The following is a 17,306-nucleotide window of genomic DNA, read 5'->3' on the forward strand; positions in this document are numbered from 1 at the left end:
TGGGGAGTGATTGGATGAATCGCCTGGTGGTCAAGCGGGAGGATCTCGCCGCCAACATCGGCATTGTGCGTGAGGCCGTGGGGCAGACGCCCATCATCGGCGTGGTCAAGGGCGACGGCTACGGCCTGTCGGCTGTCCCTTTCGCTAGGGAGCTACTGCAAAACGGTGTGACAACGCTTGCGGTCAGCCGCGTGGAGGAGGCCGTCGAGCTGCGCGAAAACGATATCGAGTCGGAGATTCTCGTCATGTCGCCGACCTCGCTCGAGGGCGAGGCGCAGAAGATCATTGACTATCGCCTGACCGCGGCGGTCGGGTCGCTCGCAGGCGGAATTCTCCTCAACAACCTCGCCGCGGCAAAAAATGTCCGCGTCAAGGCGCATCTCAAGCTCGACACGGGCTTTGGACGCTACGGCTTTCTGCCCGAGGAAACGGACAAGCTCATCGACCTTGTGCAGTCGTTTACCCATGTGGATGTCACGGGCGTCTTCTCGCACTTCTCCTCGTCGTTTGAGCGCAAAAAGAAGACGGTCAGCGCCCAGCTCACCCTCTTTCTCGACATGGTCAAAAAACTCAAGGACGCCGGTATCGACCCCGGTGTGCAGCACATTGCGAACTCCTGCGCGGCGCTGCGCTTTCCCGAGACGCGCCTGTCGGCCGTGCGGGTCGGATCGGCTTTTCTCGGCCGCCTGCCGGTGAAAAACAGATGGAAGTTGCGGCGCATCGCCTGGCTCGAGTGTGAGCTCGACGAGGTACGCCACCTGCCCGCGGGCCACAACATCGGCTACACCAACATCTACAAGACAAAAGCGGTGACCAAAACTGCCGTCGTCACGCTCGGCTACGGAGACGGGCTCGGCGTTGAGAAGTCGAAAGACGCCTTTCGCTTTATCGACAAGGTCCGCTATACCTGGAAGAGCGTCAAGCGCTTCCTCCGGCGGCACAACGAGCTCTGGTGCACTGTCGGCGGCAAGCGCTGCTACACGGCCGGGCGGCTGGGGCTTACCAACACGGTGGTCGATGTGACCGGCGTTGAGTGCAAGCCGGGCGACGTCGCCCGCTTCGAGTGCAACCCTCTTCTCATCTCGCAGCGCGTGGAGCGGGTCTATGAGTAAGACGCCGCTGTACGATCTGCTTGTCGACTACACAAAAAAGACCTCGGTGCGTCTGCACATGCCGGGCCATGGCGGCCAGCTCCACGAGGCGATGAAAGTGCTCTCCACCATCACGCCTTTCGATGTGACCGAACTGCCCGCAACCGACAATCTCTACGCCCCCGGCGGCCCGATCGCCGAGGCCGAAGAGCTCGCGCGAGAGCTCTTCGGCTCGCGCGTGAGCGTCTTCTGTGCGGGCGGGGCCACGCTGGCCCTGCAGACGGCGCTGCTGCTCGCCGGCGGCGAGGGCGCGGCGCTTCTCGTCGACCGGCGCTGCCACCAGTCGGTCTTTCACGCCATGGCACTTCTCGATCAGCACCCGCACTGGCTCTATCCCGAGGGGGACGATCCCTGCGCCCAGGTGCTGAGCGCGCAGGCGCTCGAGTCGCTCGCCGCGGCCCATCCCGAGGCGAGCGCGGTCGTTGTCACCTCGCCGACCTACTACGGCGTGCGCAGCGACATCGCCGCTCTCGCCGACGTCGCCCACCGCCACGGCATGGCTCTCGTTGTGGACAACGCCCACGGCTCGCATCTGATCGCCCTTGGCGGGGGCGAACTCCACCCCATCCGGCAGGGTGCCGACTATGTCATCGACTCAGCCCACAAGACGCTGCCCGCACTGACAGGGGCCGCCTATCTGCACGCGAACGCCCCCTGCACGCCGCAGAGCTGCAAGGCGGCAATGGCGCTGTTTGGCTCGACGAGCCCCTCCTTTCCCATTCTGGCGTCTCTCGATCTGGCCCGCGCCTTTCTCGCCGACCGACCGCAGGCCTTTGAGCGGCTGCGCGGCCTGATTCTCGATCTGCGCGAGCTGCTCGAGTGCGCGGCGGGGCTGTGCTTTGACTGCGGCGGCTATGAGAGCGAGGGCGCGCGGCTTCTCGACCCACTGCGCATGGTTCTCCGTCTGCCGGGCCGGGCAAAAGAACTCTTCTCGGAGCTTTCGCGGCGCGGCATCCGCTTTGAGATGGCCGACCGCGACCACCTCGTCGGCATCCCGTCGGCGCTGCTCGAAGAGGACGCGCTTCTCACAGCGGGGCGTGCGGTCATGGAGGTTGCGGCAAAGCTCCCCGCCACGGCGGACTCCGTCTCTTCCTCCATGCTGCAATTTGAGACAATTTACTCGCCGCGAAAGGCTGTTTTTTGCGCGAAGAAAGTGGTACAATTGAGCCAGAGCGAGGGGCTTATCGCCGCCCAGATGCTCACCCCCTACCCACCCGGCGTACCGGTCATCTGTCCCGGCGAGCGCATCACCGGCGACCTCATCCGGGCATACGGGGACACGGTGGGGACCATAGAAGTGATTTCCCAACCATAAAGGAGGTAACTACATATGAAACTTGTCATGGCAATTGTCAACAACGACGACAGCTCGGCCGTCTCGAGTGCCCTGACCAAAGAGGGCATTCAGGTGACCAAGCTCGCCACCACCGGCGGCTTTCTCATGGCCGGCAACACCACGTTCTTAATCGGTGTGGACGACGATAAAGTCGAGCAGGTCATTGAGATCATCGGCAAGATGGGCAAAAAGCGCAAACAGGTTGTCCCCTCCTCGGCCTCTTACGGCATGGGGCTCTACACCTCGTTCCCGGTGGAGGTCACCGTGGGCGGCGCTACGGTCTTTGTGCTCGACGTCGAGCGCTTTGAGAAGCTGTAAGATGCCTCGTGATTTCGCGACTGTGGTCGGCAACGAGGCCGCGGTGTCGGCGCTTCGCAGCGCCGTCTCCGGCGGCCGGTCCGCCCACTCCTATCTGATCGCGGGCAGCGCGGGCAGCGGCAGAAAGACCCTGGCGGTCGCGTTTGCCGCTGCCCTTTTTTGCCGCGGCGGCGGCGCGCTGCCCTGCGGGGAATGTCCCCAGTGCCGCAAGGTCTTCGCGGGCCAGCACCCGGATCTGAGCTGGGTGCGCGGCACGGGTGAGACCGGCACCATCAAGGTAGACGCCATCCGCGAGGCGCGCCTTGCGGCCTACACTCTGCCGAACGAGGCCGACTGGAAGCTCTGCGTCGTCGACGGCGCCGAGCAGATGACCGAGGCCGCGCAGAACGCGCTGCTCAAAATTCTCGAGGAGCCGCCTGCGAGCGCCAAGTTTCTGCTGCTCTGTGAGAATCCGACAAAGCTGCTGCCCACGGTGCGCTCGCGCGTGATCTCCCTGCGCACCACGGCGCCGGCCCACGGCGACGCCGTCGCCTTTCTCACCGAGCGCTGCCCCGACAAGAGCCCGGTCGACATCGACGCGGCGCTGCGCCTGTCGGGCGGCTATCTCGGCGGAGCGCTCGCCCTGCTGTCGGACGACGGCGCGCTCGGCGACCTTGATCTCGCCTTTGAGGCGCTCGACGCCCTCTCAGGGACAAGCCTCTACGACGCCTGCAAGCTGCTGGCCGCAAAGGCGGCGAACCGTAAGTGCCTGCTCGCTCTGCTCGACGCGATGGGGCTGGTGCTGCGCGATGTCATGCTGCTGCGCGCCGGCGCAAAAGCTGCGTCGCTGACGCTGAGCGCCCGCGCGCGCGACATCTCGTCGCTTGCCATGAAATTGACAAATCAAAGCGCCTCCAATATAATGGACAAGATGGCGAGCGCCCGCGCCGCCGTCATGCAAAACGCGTCGGTTCCCCTCACGGCGCTCAACCTGTTTTTACAATGTTGGGAGGAAATCCATTGATCAAGGTCTGCGGTATCCGCTTTAAAAAGGTGGGCAAGGTCTACTACTTCGATCCCGGCGACATCGACCTCGCCGCGGGCGATTTTGCCATTGTCGAGACATCCCGCGGGGTGGAGTTCGGCGAGGTCGTCATGGGCGTTCGCGAAGTGGGCGACGACGAGGTCGTCCAGCCCTTGAAGCCCATTGTACGCCGCGCAAACGAGGCCGACTACAAGCGCCTGCGCGACAACAAGCAGCGCGAGGAGTCCGCTTTCTCTATGTGCCAGAAAAAGATCGCGCAGCACAAGCTCGACATGAAGCTCATCGACGTGGAGTACGCCTTTGACTCCAATAAAATTCTCTTCTATTTCACCGCCGAGGGCCGGGTGGACTTTCGGGATCTGGTCAAGGATCTCGCCTCGGTCTTCCGCACCCGCATCGAGCTGCGCCAGATCGGCGTGCGCGACGAGGCGAAGATGGTCGGCGGACTCGGCATCTGTGGGCGGCCCTTCTGCTGCTCGACCCACCTGGGTGAATTCCAGCCGGTGTCCATCAAGATGGCCAAGGAGCAGGGACTCTCTCTGAATCCGGCCAAGATCTCGGGCACCTGCGGGCGGCTGATGTGCTGTCTGAAGTATGAGCAGGAGGCCTATGACGATCTTCTGCGCATCACGCCGAAGCCCGGTGCCATCGTCAAGACGCCGAATGGGCGCGGGGTGGTGCTCGACACGAATCTGCTTCGCGGCAAGCTCAAGATCAAGCTGCAGGGCAGCGACGCACCGGCCCAGTACTACTCGGTAAAAGACATCTCTCTGGTCAAAGACGGTGTGGTCAAGGTCGACAAAAAAGAGCTCTCCGCGCTGCGTGAGCTCGAGCGGAACTGAAACAAAACGCAAAAATCCCCGGTGCGAAATTGCACCGGGGATTTTCATATTCCAAGATCACTGGTATGGGAGCGCATCGCCTGCGCACGGGCGGCTACGATTCAAGCGGTGTGCCGCAGCGCGGGCAAAACGCATACCCCTCTTTGAGCTTTTTGCCGCACTTGGGACAGGTCTCTACCGCCCTGGAGAGCATCGCGCCCGGCGGCATGTCGGTGGGCGCAGGCGGCTCGTGCACCGGCACTGCCGGTTCAGATGATGAAATGGGGGCGGGTTCCGCCGGTCTCTGCATTGGCTCGCTCGCGGCAAGCGGCACGGCCACGGGTTCCGGCAGCTTGCCGTCCGGCACTGGCGTGGCGTGCGGCGGTGCGGCCGCGGGTTCCGGCGGCCTCTGTTCAAGCGCGCAGCCGCAGCGCCGGCAAAAGCGTGCGTCCGGCAAAAGCTCTGCGCCGCAGCTTGTGCAGTGGGCAACCACACCCGGCGACAGCTCACCGGCAGCTTCGTCTGCGGGGGCGGCAGGCGGCTCGATGACCTGCTCTCCTTTCGGCGGCAGAGCATGGGGCACAATCACGTCGTCGCCGGTTTGTGACGGCTGTTCCCTGTCCGCGCGATCGCCGGGCCCCAGCGGGCAGCCCGAGATGGCACAGCCGTCGTTTTTCTCCCAGCAGTCGTGGTGATACATCACATGACAACTCGGGCAGAGAACAATCAGTCTCGTCTTGTCAAACGGTCCGCCGCACAGCGGGCAGATCGGCTCAAAGCTCGTTTGCATTTCCAGTCACTCCATTCTCCACGTTGTAAATTCCCCTGACCAGGACATTCTCACAGTCCATGAGCAGCTTGTCCACCGCATAAACGATCTGTTCCTCATAGTCCTGCCAGAAAATTACCCAATTTCTGTAGAAGACGTCGTCCTCATAGGGATCGCCGCCCTGCGTCCACGCCTGGTATCCCTTGGAGTGGAGCATTTTGTGGAAATTTTCCGGCATGGACTCGGCGAGAGATTCAATTCGGTCGAAGCGGTACGATTCGATATACTGCCCGAAGCCTGAGTCATTTTGTACAAATTCATTTGCCTCCTTGAGTCCCTTACAGTACCCCAGAAGCACCTGCTCGGCGTCGAAATACCAGCCTCCCCGGCAGTCCTCCTCAAAAATCCATCGAAAATCGGCAACCGTGTCGAAATATTCTTCAATTTTTTTATAATACGCGATATTTCCCTGTTGCATCTGCTGTAAATCTGATTTCAGTTTGGAAACAGACTTCGCAAATTCCAGATCGCTTGACAGAAATTCCGCGGAGAGTCTGTCATACTTTGCAAAAATCTCATTAAATTTATGCAGGAGGCCCCCCTCGCTGTACTGTTCAGCCTGCATAATCTGGGCATACAGGCAGAGATCAGCGGCAAACTCATACTCCCCCATGAGCTCAAAAATGTCCTCAGAGGTTTCAAAATGGCCCGTCCGAAGCAGCGCACAGCCCTGCTCATACGCCTCGGGGAAGAGCAGCTCCTCAAATTCTTCCATGACGCCGCACTCCTGTTTTCCCTGTGCGAGCGGGCGCATTCTGTCAAAGGAGACAAGGGCTGTGCGATAATTTTTCTTTTTGAGCGACTTCTGTGCACCGGCGTATGTCGCGTAAAAATCGGCGTTTTCCCTGTCGGGATTTTCGGCGGCCAGCTGCTGCATTGCATCCCAGTCGCGTGTCTCAAGACAGCGCTTGAGTTCCCGATCAAAACGTCTGGGGGCAGAAAAGACCGTCATAGCCAGAACGCCCGCAATGAGCAGCAGCGCCGCAAGACTCACGACCGCAACAGCGATGATCGTCTTTCTCTGCCGGAACACCGGCTGCTGCGCTCCGCAAAACGGGCAATAGGTACCGCCCGGAATCTTCTTTTTACAGCTTTGGCACTTCATTCTTTCTCCCCCCATCTCTTTTTAATATTATATCAATTTTTAAAAGACGTTGCAATCTCATTCTGCTACGTAAAAAAGCCGCCCTCCGGGCGGCTTTTTCTACAGCAGCTTTTGCAGCTCTTTTATAATCTGCTCCGGCGTCTCGTCGTAGCAGTCAAAACGAAAGGGCAGCCCCATGGACTCGTACTTTTCCCGACAGAGCTTGCGAAAGGGCAGAAGCTCGATCGACTCGACGCAGGGGTGGCGCTCGCGCACCCGGCCGAGGGCGCGCACATTCTCCGCTGTGTCGTTAAAGCCGGCGACAATCACCTGTCTCAGCCTTGTTGCAATGCCGCGCGCATCGAGCAGCGTGAGAAAGCGTTCGACATCGTCGAGGCCGCAGCCGCAGTATGCGCGGTAGTCGGCGTCAGTCGTCATCTTGTAGTCGAGCAGCACATAGTCGGTCACGTCAAGCAGCGCCTCGACCTGCGCCCCCGCGAGGCACCCGCTCGTGTCGAGCGCGGTGTGGATGCTCTCCCCGTGACAGAGCGTGAAGAGCTCGCGGGTGAAATCGGCCTGGCAGAGCGCCTCGCCGCCCGAGACCGTGACGCCGCCCGACTCGCCGAAGTAGGGGCGCCAGCGCCGCACCCGCTCGAAGAGCTCCTGCGCCGTCATGACCGAGCCGCCTGCGAAATCCCAAGTGTCGGGGTTGTGGCAGTAGGCGCAGCGCAGCGGGCAGCCCTGCAAAAACACCACCGCGCGCACGCCCGGCCCATCGAGCGTGCCGAGAGACTGAATGGAGTGAACCCGCCCTGTCATCACAGCGCCGTGTGAAAAGTGCGGCTGATGACCTCGCGCTGCTGCTCACGCGAGAGCTTGTGAAAGTTGACCGCATAGCCAGAGACGCGAATGGTGAGGTTCGGATACATGGCCGGATTCTCAAAGGCCTCGATCAGGGTCTGGCGGTTGAGAACATTGACGTTGATGTGGTGGGCCATCTGGGAGAAGTAGCCGTCGAGAATGGCAACGAGATTGCCCGGCCGCTCATCCTCCCTGCGGCCGAGTGCGTCGGGCGTCAGAGTAAAGGTGTTTGAGATGCCGTCGCGGCAGCAAGCATAGGGCAGTTTCGCGACGGAGTTGAGCGATGCGAGTGCGCCGTTTTGCTCGCGGTTATGCATGGGGTTCGCCCCGGGCGCAAAGGGCTCCCCCTGCGCGCGGCCGTCCGGCGTGGCGCCGGTCTTTTTGCCGTAGACAACATTGGAAGTGATGGTGAGCGCCGAGAGTGTGTGAATCGCTCCGCGGTAGGCGGGCGTGCGGCGCAGCTCGGCAATCATATCCTCGAGAATGCTCTTTGCAATCCGGTCGACGCGGTCATCGTCGTTGCCGAATTTCGGGAAATCGCCCTCAGTGGCAAAGTCGACGATCAGCCCTCTCTCGTCGCGCACGGGGCGGACTTTCGCATACCGGATGGCCGACAGGGAGTCGGCCAGCACCGACAGCCCCGCGACGCCAAAAGCCATAAAGCGGGTGACGTCCGTGTCGTGAAGCGCCATCTGCGTCTTCTCGTAGGCGTATTTGTCGTGCATATAGTGGATGACGTTCATGGTGTTGACATAGAGCCGGCAGAGCCACTCGCGGTAGACATTCAGCCGCTCGCAGACGCGCCCGTAGTCGAGCACCTCGTCGGCGCAGACCTCCATCTGCGGGCCGAGAGCAGTGCCGGTCATGTTGTCGCGCCCGCCGTTGAGCGCAAGCAGCAAAAGCTTCGGCAGATTGCACCGCGCGCCGAAGAACTGCATCTGTCGGCCGACCTGCATGGCGGAGACACAGCAGGCGATGGCATAGTCGTCGCCATAGATGGGCCGCATGAGATCGTCGTTTTCATACTGAATCGAGTCGGTGTCGATTGACACTTTTGCGCAGTAGCGCTTGAACGGCTCGGGCAGCGCTTTCGACCAGAGAATGGTCAAATTCGGCTCGGGGGCCGGGCCGAGGGTGTAGAGCGTGTTGAGAAAGCGGTAGGAGCTTTTGGTGACGAGTGTGCGCCCGTCGTCCGCCATGCCGCCGACCGCCTCGGTGATCCACATGGGGTCGCCGCCGAAGAGCTCGTTGTACTCGGGCGTTCTCAGATGGCGCGCCATGCGCAGCTTCATGACAAAGTCATCGATAAGTTCCTGCGCGCCGCTCTCGTCGAGAAGCCCGTCGCGGATGTCGCGCGCAAGGTAGATGTCAAAAAAGCTCGACACCCGCCCGAGACTCATCGCGGCGCCGTTTTGCTCCTTGATGGCGCCGAGATAACCGAAATAGGTCCACTGGATGGCCTCGCGCGCGTCGCGCGCCGGGGCGCTGATATCATATCCGTAGAGGGCCGCCATCTCCTTGAGCTTGCCTAGAAAGGCGATCTGCTGAAAGAGCTCCTCCGACAGGCGGATGGAGTCGGCGTCCATCGTGCCCTCGCCGAGCGCCGCCTTGTCGCGGCGTTTGCACTCGATCAGCCGGTCAACGCCGTAGAGCGCGACGCGGCGGTAGTCGCCGATGATGCGCCCTCTCCCATAGGCGTCGGGAAGCCCCGTGATGATACCGCAGTGGCGCGCGGCGCGCATCTCGTCGGTGTAGACGCGAAAGACGCCGTCGTTGTGGGTGGTGCGGTACTGAAACTCGTCTTCAATCTTCTGCGAGAGCTCGTACCCGTAGGCCTCACAGGCTGCGCGGGCCATGCGGATGCCCCCGAAAGGATTGACGCCGCGCTTGAGCGGGCGGTTGGTCTGAAGCCCCACAATGAGTTCGCGCTCGCGGTCGAGATAGCCCGGGCGATAGCTCGTCAGAGACGAGACCGTGCTCGTGTCGATGTCGAGCACACCCCCGAAAGCCCGCTCGGTCTCAAGGAGCTTTTGCAGCTTGTCCATCAGGGCCGATGTGCGCTGTGTGGCCCCCGAGAGAAAGCTCTCGTCGCCCTCGTAAGGCGTGACGTTTTTTGCAATGAAATCGCGCACGTCGATCGTGTCGCACCATGCGCCCGGATGAAACGTCTCCCATGCCTGCTGTCTCATTGATACTCCTCCCTCTCTCGCCGTGAAACGGCTCTGGCCAAAACAAAAGGGCAGTCTCACCCTGTCGGTGAAACTGCCCAGACGGTCGGCCGGTTATCGTTTCGCACTTCCCTGTGGTAATCCACATGTTCCGTCAGCGGCGCGAAACCTCTTGCTGTGTCTTCAGTATACCGGACGCAGCTCCCTCTGTCAAACGTCAGATTGACCGAATCTGACCGCCGGATCGCCGCATTCTTCGTCAGTGAGCAACAGCTTGGAGAAGTCGCACTTCTGCTTTTCCCCCAATTCGCTGACCGTGTCGTTGTAATAGGAGCGCAGCCACTCGTATTTGGCGCGCACACGGTCGCCGGACGGATTGGCGCCTGCAATCAGCTCGCGGACATCCTCGATGCCGCACAGGCCGTCGCCGCTGTCATGGGAACGCAGAATGTCGCCGCGTGCGCCGCACATCTTGAACGTGCCCGGGAGATAGTCGACGTAGTAAAAACCATCCGCATCTTTTCTGAAGTCCTCATACTCAAACTGAACCCATTTGCCGCGGTAGGTGGCAAGGCCGCTTGCAAGAACCTCAGGGCGCACAATACAGCGCGGGTAGATGGCGCAGTTCTCCTGCAGCTCATAGGCCTCGACGAGCGCCGGGCCGAAGACGATGTTGTCTCTGTGATAGAGCTCTCCCTCGGCGATGGCTCCCCGCAGCAGAATGCCCTCTTTCAGGGCCATGCTTGTCAGGACTTTGACCACCGAGGTCAGCTTGTGGAAGCAGGAGCTTCTCCGCCTCGGAACCGAAATGACAATGCTGTCGGAGATGGACGTGACCGCAAGATCAGTCAGGTGAATGCCACGCAGATCCATGTCGCAGAATTTGTTGATTGCCGCAAAAAAACCGGCGAAGAACACATGGCGGCTCGGGTCGTTGACAAGCCCCCGAAAGCCCAGAATATCCAAAAACGCGACAAAGCGGCGCTCATACAGCTTTGACTTGCCCATTGTATCACCTCGGGTATATCATAGCATGAAAAAGGCGCCCCGGCAATGCCGGGGCGCCGCAGATTCTCTATCAGATGCCGAGTGTCGCCTTGAGCTGATCCATGGTCTGAAAGCCGACGGCTTTCTTCTTCGGCTCGCCGTTTTCAAACAGCACGATGGTCGGAATGCTCATCACGCCGTAACGCGCAGCGAGCTCGCCCTGCTTGTCGATGTCGACCTTGCCGACCTTGTACTTTCCGGCGCTGTCGGCTTCAAGCTGCTCGATGACCGGCGCGATCATCTGGCACGGCCCGCACCAGGTCGCCCAGAAGTCCACCACCACCGGCACATCGGACTTCATCACTTCGCTCTCAAAGCTGTTCTCGTCAAAATGCAGTACTGCCATGTTTCTACCTCCTAAGAAATCTTGATCACGTCGTAGCCCGCCTCTTTGATGGCGGCAACCGCATCGTCAAAGGCCGTCTCCCGGCTGGAATTGACAATGACTTTGCCGATGTCAATCATATCGACCGTGAGGTCTTCAATGGGTGACAGGGCGTTTTTAATATTGCTGACGCAGTGGGCGCCGCCCATTCCGCCAATGGTGATTTCTCTGACCATGTGTCTCTCCTCCCCGCGGCAGCCGCCGCAGAAAAAATCCCTGGTTGATGCTACTACCATTATACACGAATCGGCGGGTAAATAAACCATATGAGAAAATTTTACACAGCCGTATCTGACAAAAAGGCGGGACACCACCGGCGTCCCGCCTTTGCTCGCTCACTCTTCGTCCGGCTCATTCTCCCAGTTGTGCCAGACGTTCTGCACATCGTCGTTGTCGTCGAGGTGCTCGAGAAGCAGCCCCATCTTTTTGAGGTTTTCGTCTCCCTCAACCGTGACATAGGTCGAGGGCACCATCTCGTTCTCCGAGGAGAGCAGCGTGTACTTGCGCTCCAGCGCCTCGCGCACCACCGACAGCTCGTTCGGGTCGGTGTAGACGGTGTAGACCTCCTCGTCGGCCTCGTCGGCGAAGTCCGCCGCGCCCGCCTCGAGAGCGTCCATCATCACGGTGTCGGCGTCGAGGCCCTCTTTCTCAATGGCGATGACGCCCTTTTTCTCAAACATCCACGACACCGAGCCGCTCTGGCCGAGATTGCCGCCGAACTTGTCAAAGTAGTGGCGCATATCGCCAGCCGTGCGGTTGCGGTTGTCGGTGAGAGTCTCGACAATCACGGCGACGCCGCAGGGGCCGTAGCCCTCGTAGGTGATATCCTCGTAGTTTTCGGTGTTGCCGGCGTCCTGCGCCTTTTTGATCAGGCGGTCAATGTTCTCGTTTGGCACGTTGTTCTGCTTGGCCTTGGCAATCAGATCGCGCAGCTTGGAGTTGGAGGTCGGATCGGCCCCGCCCTCTTTCACGGCCATGCTGATCTCGCGGCCGATTCTGCTGAAGACCTTGGCGCGCTGGGCGTCGGTCTTTCCCTTTTTGTGCATGATGTTTTTCCACTTGGAATGTCCAGACACTTACAATTCCCCCAGATACAGTTTTGCCTGCGGCAGGCGGCCCAATGTGGCCGCAATCATTCGTACAGAATATTCTACCATATGGGGCAACACACTGTCAAAGGTCACTTTTGCGCGGCCTTGAAGCCCTCGCCGAGCACCTCGGTCGCGTCGGTGACAATCAGAAAGGCCTCGGGGTCGATCTCGTGGACGAGCCGGCGCACGGTGTAGGATTCGTTTCGCCGCACCACGCACAGCAGCACCGGCTTGTCGGAACCGGTGTAAAAGCCCTTGCCCGGCAGTACTGTGAGGCCGCGCGAGAGCGACTGTGTGATGGCCTCGCCGATCTCCTGCTCCCGGTCGGAGATAATATAGAGCAGCTTTGCGTAGTCGAGCCCGTCGAGCACGCGGTTGATGAGCGTCGTCGAGATATACATGACGATGACCGCGTAGAGGATGCTCTCCAGATTGCGGTAGGCAACGCCCGCGAAGAGCACCACCGCGCCGTCGATCATCATAATCAGGGAGCCGAGCGTCATGTGGGGCACAGCGCGGCGCACGAGCAGCGCGAGCAGATCCGTGCCGCCGGAGCTGCCGCCGCGCATGAAGATCAGCGACAGGCCAAGCCCCGAGAGCACACCGCCGAAGATGGCCGCGAGCAGCCGGTCGCCCTCGTAGCACGGCAGATAGTTTGTGATCAGGTCAATCGCCACCGAGGAGACGACCGTGCCGTAGATCGACTTGATGAGAACATCGCGCCCGAGCGCCTTTGCGCCCGCGAGAAAGAGCGGCACATTAAACAGCAGAATCATCAGGCCGATGGGCAGGCCGAACAGATGGTTGAGCACAGTCGACAGACCCGACACACCGCCCGCTGCGATCTGGTTCGGCGCGAGAAAGGCGGCCACGCCGAAAGCCATCACAATACTGCCCGCTGTGACGAAGAGGTAGTCGACAACCCTCTGACCAAGCTTTGATTTTGCCGTCTTCATTCCCGCTTCTCCCCCTCCATAATCAAGTCCATCAGCTGACCGATGCGCTGCGTCTCCCCTTTGAGATAGAGGTAGCCGAACAGGGCCTCGACACCGGTCGCCCGGCTGTGGGTGACCGGGTCGCGGCTCTTGGCGCCGAGGGTCTTGCAGTTTCTGCCCCGGTGGTAGACGGCGTTTTCCTGCTCGGTGAGAACGGGCGCAATGCGCTCAAGCGCGTCGCTCTGTGCCGCGGCGCTGACAAGCCCGGTCGCCAGCGCGTGCAGTTTGCCCGAGGCGACAGCGCCGCCCGCGAGCAGCCGCTCGCGCACCGCAAGTTCATAGACAGCATCGCCGAGATAGGCCAGGGTGAGACCGTTGTATTCATCCGCCCGGGCGGAGAGATCGGGATAGCTCTGTGTCAGCATACGCACTCCTTGCCAATGTTTTCTTCTGACAGTAGTATATCACAAAAGGCCCGCGGGATACACCCCGCGGGCCTTAGCGCTTCGCATCAATACTTGTTGTTGAAGCCCTCTTTGATCTTTTCAAAAAAGCTCTTCTGCTTTGCCTGCTGGTTGTTGTCCATACTCTTGGCAAATTCGCGCAGAAGCTCTTTTTGGTTCTTTTTGAGGTTTTTCGGCACCTCGACGACAACCTTTGCGTACATGTCGCCGCGACCGCGCGAATTGAGCCGCGGCACACCCTTGCCCGCAAACTTGAAGACCGCGTCGGTCTGTGTGCCCTCGGGCAGCGTGTAGCTCACCTTGCCGTCGACGGTGGGCACCTCGAGCTCGGCGCCGAGCGCCGCGTCGACAAAGCTCACCGGCAGATCGAGATAGAGGTCAAAGCCGCGCCGCTCAAAGATGGCGTGCGGACGCACGCGCACCGTCACGAGCAGATCGCCCGCGGGGCCTCCCCGCGAGCCCGCGTGGCCCTGGCCGCGCAGGTAGATGGTCTGACCGTCGTCGATGCCGGCGGGAATCTTGATTTCAATCTTGCGGCGGTGGCGCACCGCGCCGCGTCCACCGCAGGTCTTGCAGGCCTCTTTGACAATCTGGCCCGTGCCGCCGCACTGATCGCATGCGCGCACGGTGGTCATGTAGCCGAGCATGCTGCGCTGCTGCACTTTCACCTGGCCCGTGCCGTGGCAGTGCGGGCAGGTCTCGGGCTTGGTGCCCGGCGCGGCGCCCGAGCCGCCGCAGGTGTCGCACTTTTCGATGCGGTCGACCTGCACCTGCTTCTCACAGCCGAAGACCGCCTCCTCAAAGGAGAGGGTCACGACGCACTCGGCGTCCTCCCCTTTCTGGGGGCCGCGCCGCGCGCTGCTCCCGCCGCCAAAGCCGCCGCCGAAAAAGCTCTCGAAAATATCGCCGAAGCCCGAGAAGTCGCCAAAGCCCTCAAACCCGGCGCCGCCCGCACCGCCCGCGGCAAAGTTCGGGTCCACACCCGCGAAGCCGAACTGGTCGTAACGGCTCTTCTTCTCAGCGTCCGAGAGAACTTCATAGGCCTCGCCCACCTCTTTGAATTTCATCTCGGCCACCTTGTCTCCCGGGTTCATATCGGGGTGATATTTTTTCGCGAGCTTGCGGTAAGCCTTTTTGATGTCGTCGGCAGAAGCGCCCTTTTGCAGGCCCAGTACTTCATAGTAATCGCGTTTGTTCTCTGCCATAGTTCTCACACCCTTGATGCACCCGCGTCGATCGGATGCCTACTATACGAAACCGCGGGGGAGCACTGGGCTCCCCCGTTCGGCTCGGTTCTTACTTGTTCTCGTCGTCTTTCTTGTCGTCGTCGACAACCTTGTAGTCGGCGTCGGTGTAGCCGCCCGCCGGGCCCTGATCGCCGCCCGCAGCGCCCGCGCCCGGATCATTCGGGTTCGGCGCCTGCTGCGCGTAGATCTTGGAGCTGACGTCGTAGAAGCGCTTGGTCAGCTCTTCGCTGTCGGCCTTGATCTGGTCGTAGTTCTCGGTCTTGAGGCTCTCTTTGAGCTTGTCAATCGCCTCCTGCACCGGGGCCTTGTCGGCATCGGTGAGCTTGTCGCCGACTTCGCCGAGGGTCTTCTCCGACTGGTAGACGAGCTGCTCGGCGTTGTTTTTGGTTTCGACCTGCTCTTTTCTCGCCTTGTCCTCGGCGGCGTACTGCTCAGCCTCCTTGACCGCCTTTTCGACCTCGTCATCCGAGAGGTTGGTCGACGCGGTGATGGTGATCTTCTGCTCCTGGCCGGTGCCGAGATCTTTCGCCGAGACGTTGACGATGCCGTTGGCGTCGATGTCAAAGGTGACCTCGATCTGCGGCACGCCGCGCGGCGCGGGGGCGATGCCCGTCAGGTTGAAGCGGCCGAGAGTCTTGTTGTAGGCCGCCATCTCACGCTCACCCTGAAGCACATGGACCTCGACCGAGGTCTGGCCGTCGGCGGCAGTGGAGAAGACCTGGCTCTTCTTGGTCGGAATGGTGGTGTTTCTCTCGATGAGCTTTGTGAACACGCCGCCCATGGTCTCGATGCCGAGCGACAGAGGCGTCACATCGAGCAACAGCAGATCTTTCACGTCGCCGCCGAGCACACCGCCCTGAATGGCCGCGCCCATGGCGACACACTCATCGGGGTTGATGCCCTTGTAGGGATCCTTGCCGGTGAAGTTTTTGACTGCTTCCTGTACGGCCGGAATACGGGTCGAGCCGCCGACGAGAAGCACTTTCGACAGATCGTCGGCCTTGAGGCCGGCGTCGCTCATCGCCTGGCGAACCGGGCCCATGGTGGCCTCTACAAGGTCGGCGGTCAGCTCGTTGAACTTGGCGCGCGACAGAGTCATGTCGAGGTGTTTCGGGCCGGAGGCGTCGGCGGTGATAAAGGGCAGGTTGATCGCGGAGGTGGTCACGCCCGACAGCTCGATCTTCGCCTTTTCAGCAGCCTCCTTGAGGCGCTGCATGGCCATCTTGTCGGCCGACAGGTCGACGCCGGAATCCTTTTTGAACTCGGCGACCATCCAGTCGATGATCCTCTGGTCAAAGTCGTCGCCGCCGAGGCGGGTATTGCCGTTGGTCGCAAGCACCTCGATGACGCCGTCGCCGATCTCGAGGATGGACACGTCGAACGTGCCGCCGCCGAGGTCGTAGACCATGACCTTTTCATCGTTGTCCTTTTCAACGCCATAGGCAAGCGCCGCGGCTGTCGGCTCGTTGATGATGCGCAGCACCTCAAGGCCCGCGATCTTGCCGGCGTCCTTGGTGGCCTGACGCTGGGAATCGTTGAAGTAGGCGGGCACGGTGATGACCGCCTGCGAGACTTTCTCGCCGAGGTAGTTTTCCGCGTCGGTCTTCAGTTTCGCGAGAATCATCGCGGAGATCTCCTGCGGGGTGTACTTCTTTCCATCGATGGTCACGCGGTTGTCGGTGCCCATCTCTCTCTTGATGGAGATGACCGTGCGGTCGGGGTTGGTGATGGCCTGGCGCTTTGCAACCTGGCCGACCATTCTCTCGTCGGTCTTGGAAAACGCGACCACCGACGGGGTCGTTCTGCCGCCCTCGGCGTTCGGGATGACGACGGGCTCGCCGCCCTCCATCACCGCAACACAGGAATTGGTAGTACCAAGGTCAATGCCAATGATTTTGCTCATAGTAATTTCCTCCCTATCTTAAAGAAAAATATTCTCTTTGCTCGGTTTAATTTGCCACTTTCACCATCGAGTAGCGCAGAACGCGGTCCTTGAACAGATACCCTTTCTGCATCACCTCGGCGATGGCGTTCTCGGGCAGGCTCTCATCTTCAACGTGGGCGATCGCATAGTGAAACGCCGGGTCGAAAGGAACGCTGTTGTCAATTTCGCTGACGCCCATCTTTGTGAGAATATCCTGGTACGACTTGAGCACCAGCGCCACGCCCTTGCGGAAAGGCTCCTGCTCGTCGCCCTCGCAGGCGAGCGCGTGCTCGAGATTGTCGAGCACCGGTAGCAGCTCCTTGAGCGTCGCCATCTGAGCGTCGGCGTAGAGGGCGTCTTTCTCCTTCTGGGTTCGCTTGCGGTAGTTGTCGTACTCGGCCGCCATGCGCAGATACTTTTCGTTGAGTTCGTCAAAGTTTCCCTTGAGTTCGTCAAAAGCGCCTCTCTCCACCATATCGGACTGCTCGGGCGCCTGCGGCTCGGTGTTCTCGGGTTGTGTCTCGTCCTGTAAAGTCTCCTGGGGCTGTTCGGGCTGCGGATCCTGCTGCCCGCCGTTCTTTTTTGTCTCTTCCTGATTTGGCAATGTTCACGCCTCCGTCA

General features: G+C 60.9%; 18 protein-coding genes and 1 riboswitch. Of the genes, 5 read left to right on the forward strand and 13 right to left on the reverse strand.

The genetic code is table 11. The features are described from left to right. Nucleotides 1-14 precede the first annotated feature (14 nt). Genes alr through H8695_RS06165 form a run of 5 tightly spaced genes read left to right on the forward strand, consistent with a single transcriptional unit; the run spans nucleotide 15 to nucleotide 4,671 of the window. A complete protein-coding gene (alr, locus tag H8695_RS06145; RefSeq protein WP_249300032.1) occupies nucleotides 15-1,112 on the forward strand; it encodes an alanine racemase in 1,098 nt (365 codons plus the stop codon). After that, nucleotides 1,105-2,466 carry an Orn/Lys/Arg family decarboxylase gene (locus H8695_RS06150; protein ID WP_249300033.1) on the forward strand — a complete coding sequence of 454 codons (1,362 nt, stop codon included), beginning with the start codon at nucleotides 1,105-1,107 and terminating at the stop codon, nucleotides 2,464-2,466. Before alr ends, H8695_RS06150 begins: the two co-directional genes overlap by 8 nt. Nucleotides 2,467-2,481: 15 nt before the next feature. After that, nucleotides 2,482-2,805 (forward strand): cyclic-di-AMP receptor, encoded by a 324-nt coding sequence (locus H8695_RS06155; protein WP_249300034.1) that lies wholly within the window; start codon nucleotides 2,482-2,484, stop codon nucleotides 2,803-2,805. 1 nt (nucleotide 2,806) lies between these two features. Continuing rightward, a complete protein-coding gene (locus tag H8695_RS06160; RefSeq protein WP_249300035.1) occupies nucleotides 2,807-3,808 on the forward strand; it encodes a DNA polymerase III subunit in 1,002 nt (333 codons plus the stop codon). Then, nucleotides 3,805-4,671, forward strand: a complete 867-nt coding sequence (locus H8695_RS06165; protein ID WP_249300036.1) for a PSP1 domain-containing protein — start codon at nucleotides 3,805-3,807, stop codon at nucleotides 4,669-4,671. Before H8695_RS06160 ends, H8695_RS06165 begins: the two co-directional genes overlap by 4 nt. 94 nt (nucleotides 4,672-4,765) lie before the next feature. Here H8695_RS06165 and H8695_RS06170 read toward each other — a convergent pair whose 3' ends face one another. The 13 genes from H8695_RS06170 to grpE all read right to left on the reverse strand — a co-directional run bounded on the left by H8695_RS06170 (nucleotide 4,766) and on the right by grpE (nucleotide 17,289). Beyond that, nucleotides 4,766-5,440, reverse strand: a complete 675-nt coding sequence (locus H8695_RS06170) for a zinc-ribbon domain-containing protein (protein ID WP_249300037.1) — start codon at nucleotides 5,438-5,440, stop codon at nucleotides 4,766-4,768. Next, complete coding sequence (locus H8695_RS06175; RefSeq protein ID WP_249300038.1) at nucleotides 5,424-6,584, reverse strand: hypothetical protein; 1,161 nt, start codon at nucleotides 6,582-6,584, stop codon at nucleotides 5,424-5,426. The genes H8695_RS06170 and H8695_RS06175 overlap by 17 nt, the downstream gene beginning before the upstream one ends. Before the next feature lie 99 nt (nucleotides 6,585-6,683). Continuing rightward, a complete protein-coding gene (gene pflA / locus H8695_RS06180) occupies nucleotides 6,684-7,382 on the reverse strand; it encodes a pyruvate formate-lyase-activating protein (RefSeq protein ID WP_249300039.1) in 699 nt (232 codons plus the stop codon). Beyond that, nucleotides 7,382-9,613, reverse strand: a complete 2,232-nt coding sequence (pflB, locus tag H8695_RS06185; RefSeq protein WP_249300040.1) for a formate C-acetyltransferase — start codon at nucleotides 9,611-9,613, stop codon at nucleotides 7,382-7,384. Before pflB ends, pflA begins: the two co-directional genes overlap by 1 nt. Before the next feature lie 68 nt (nucleotides 9,614-9,681). Continuing rightward, nucleotides 9,682-9,764: riboswitch (ZMP/ZTP riboswitch) on the reverse strand. Nucleotides 9,765-9,802: 38 nt separating this feature from the next. Next, complete coding sequence (locus H8695_RS06190) at nucleotides 9,803-10,600, reverse strand: hypothetical protein (protein WP_249300041.1); 798 nt, start codon at nucleotides 10,598-10,600, stop codon at nucleotides 9,803-9,805. 70 nt (nucleotides 10,601-10,670) lie between these two features. Next, on the reverse strand, nucleotides 10,671-10,985 hold the full coding sequence (gene trxA, locus H8695_RS06195) for a thioredoxin (RefSeq protein WP_249300042.1): 315 nt from the start codon (nucleotides 10,983-10,985) through the stop codon (nucleotides 10,671-10,673). A gap of 11 nt (nucleotides 10,986-10,996) precedes the next feature. Then, the gene (locus H8695_RS06200; protein ID WP_249300043.1) at nucleotides 10,997-11,200 is read right to left on the reverse strand and encodes a heavy-metal-associated domain-containing protein; all 204 of its coding nucleotides are present in this window, start codon (nucleotides 11,198-11,200) and stop codon (nucleotides 10,997-10,999) included. A gap of 159 nt (nucleotides 11,201-11,359) precedes the next feature. Continuing rightward, nucleotides 11,360-12,100, reverse strand: coding sequence for a YebC/PmpR family DNA-binding transcriptional regulator (locus H8695_RS06205; RefSeq protein WP_249300044.1), 741 nt, complete (start codon nucleotides 12,098-12,100; stop codon nucleotides 11,360-11,362). 104 nt (nucleotides 12,101-12,204) lie between these two features. Beyond that, the gene (locus H8695_RS06210; RefSeq protein ID WP_249300045.1) at nucleotides 12,205-13,071 is read right to left on the reverse strand and encodes a YitT family protein; all 867 of its coding nucleotides are present in this window, start codon (nucleotides 13,069-13,071) and stop codon (nucleotides 12,205-12,207) included. Further along, nucleotides 13,068-13,475, reverse strand: a complete 408-nt coding sequence (locus tag H8695_RS06215) for a Mini-ribonuclease 3 (protein WP_249300046.1) — start codon at nucleotides 13,473-13,475, stop codon at nucleotides 13,068-13,070. The genes H8695_RS06210 and H8695_RS06215 overlap by 4 nt, the downstream gene beginning before the upstream one ends. Nucleotides 13,476-13,561: 86 nt before the next feature. Beyond that, nucleotides 13,562-14,719, reverse strand: coding sequence for a molecular chaperone DnaJ (gene dnaJ / locus H8695_RS06220; protein ID WP_249300047.1), 1,158 nt, complete (start codon nucleotides 14,717-14,719; stop codon nucleotides 13,562-13,564). Between the two features lie 91 nt (nucleotides 14,720-14,810). Next, nucleotides 14,811-16,664, reverse strand: a complete 1,854-nt coding sequence (gene dnaK / locus H8695_RS06225) for a molecular chaperone DnaK (protein WP_249300048.1) — start codon at nucleotides 16,662-16,664, stop codon at nucleotides 14,811-14,813. A gap of 46 nt (nucleotides 16,665-16,710) precedes the next feature. Next, the gene (gene grpE / locus H8695_RS06230; protein WP_249300049.1) at nucleotides 16,711-17,289 is read right to left on the reverse strand and encodes a nucleotide exchange factor GrpE; all 579 of its coding nucleotides are present in this window, start codon (nucleotides 17,287-17,289) and stop codon (nucleotides 16,711-16,713) included. Nucleotides 17,290-17,306 lie beyond the last annotated feature (17 nt).

The sequence above is a fragment of the Feifania hominis genome, from assembly GCF_014384765.1.
Classification (GTDB): Bacteria; Bacillota; Clostridia; order Oscillospirales; family Feifaniaceae; genus Feifania; species Feifania hominis.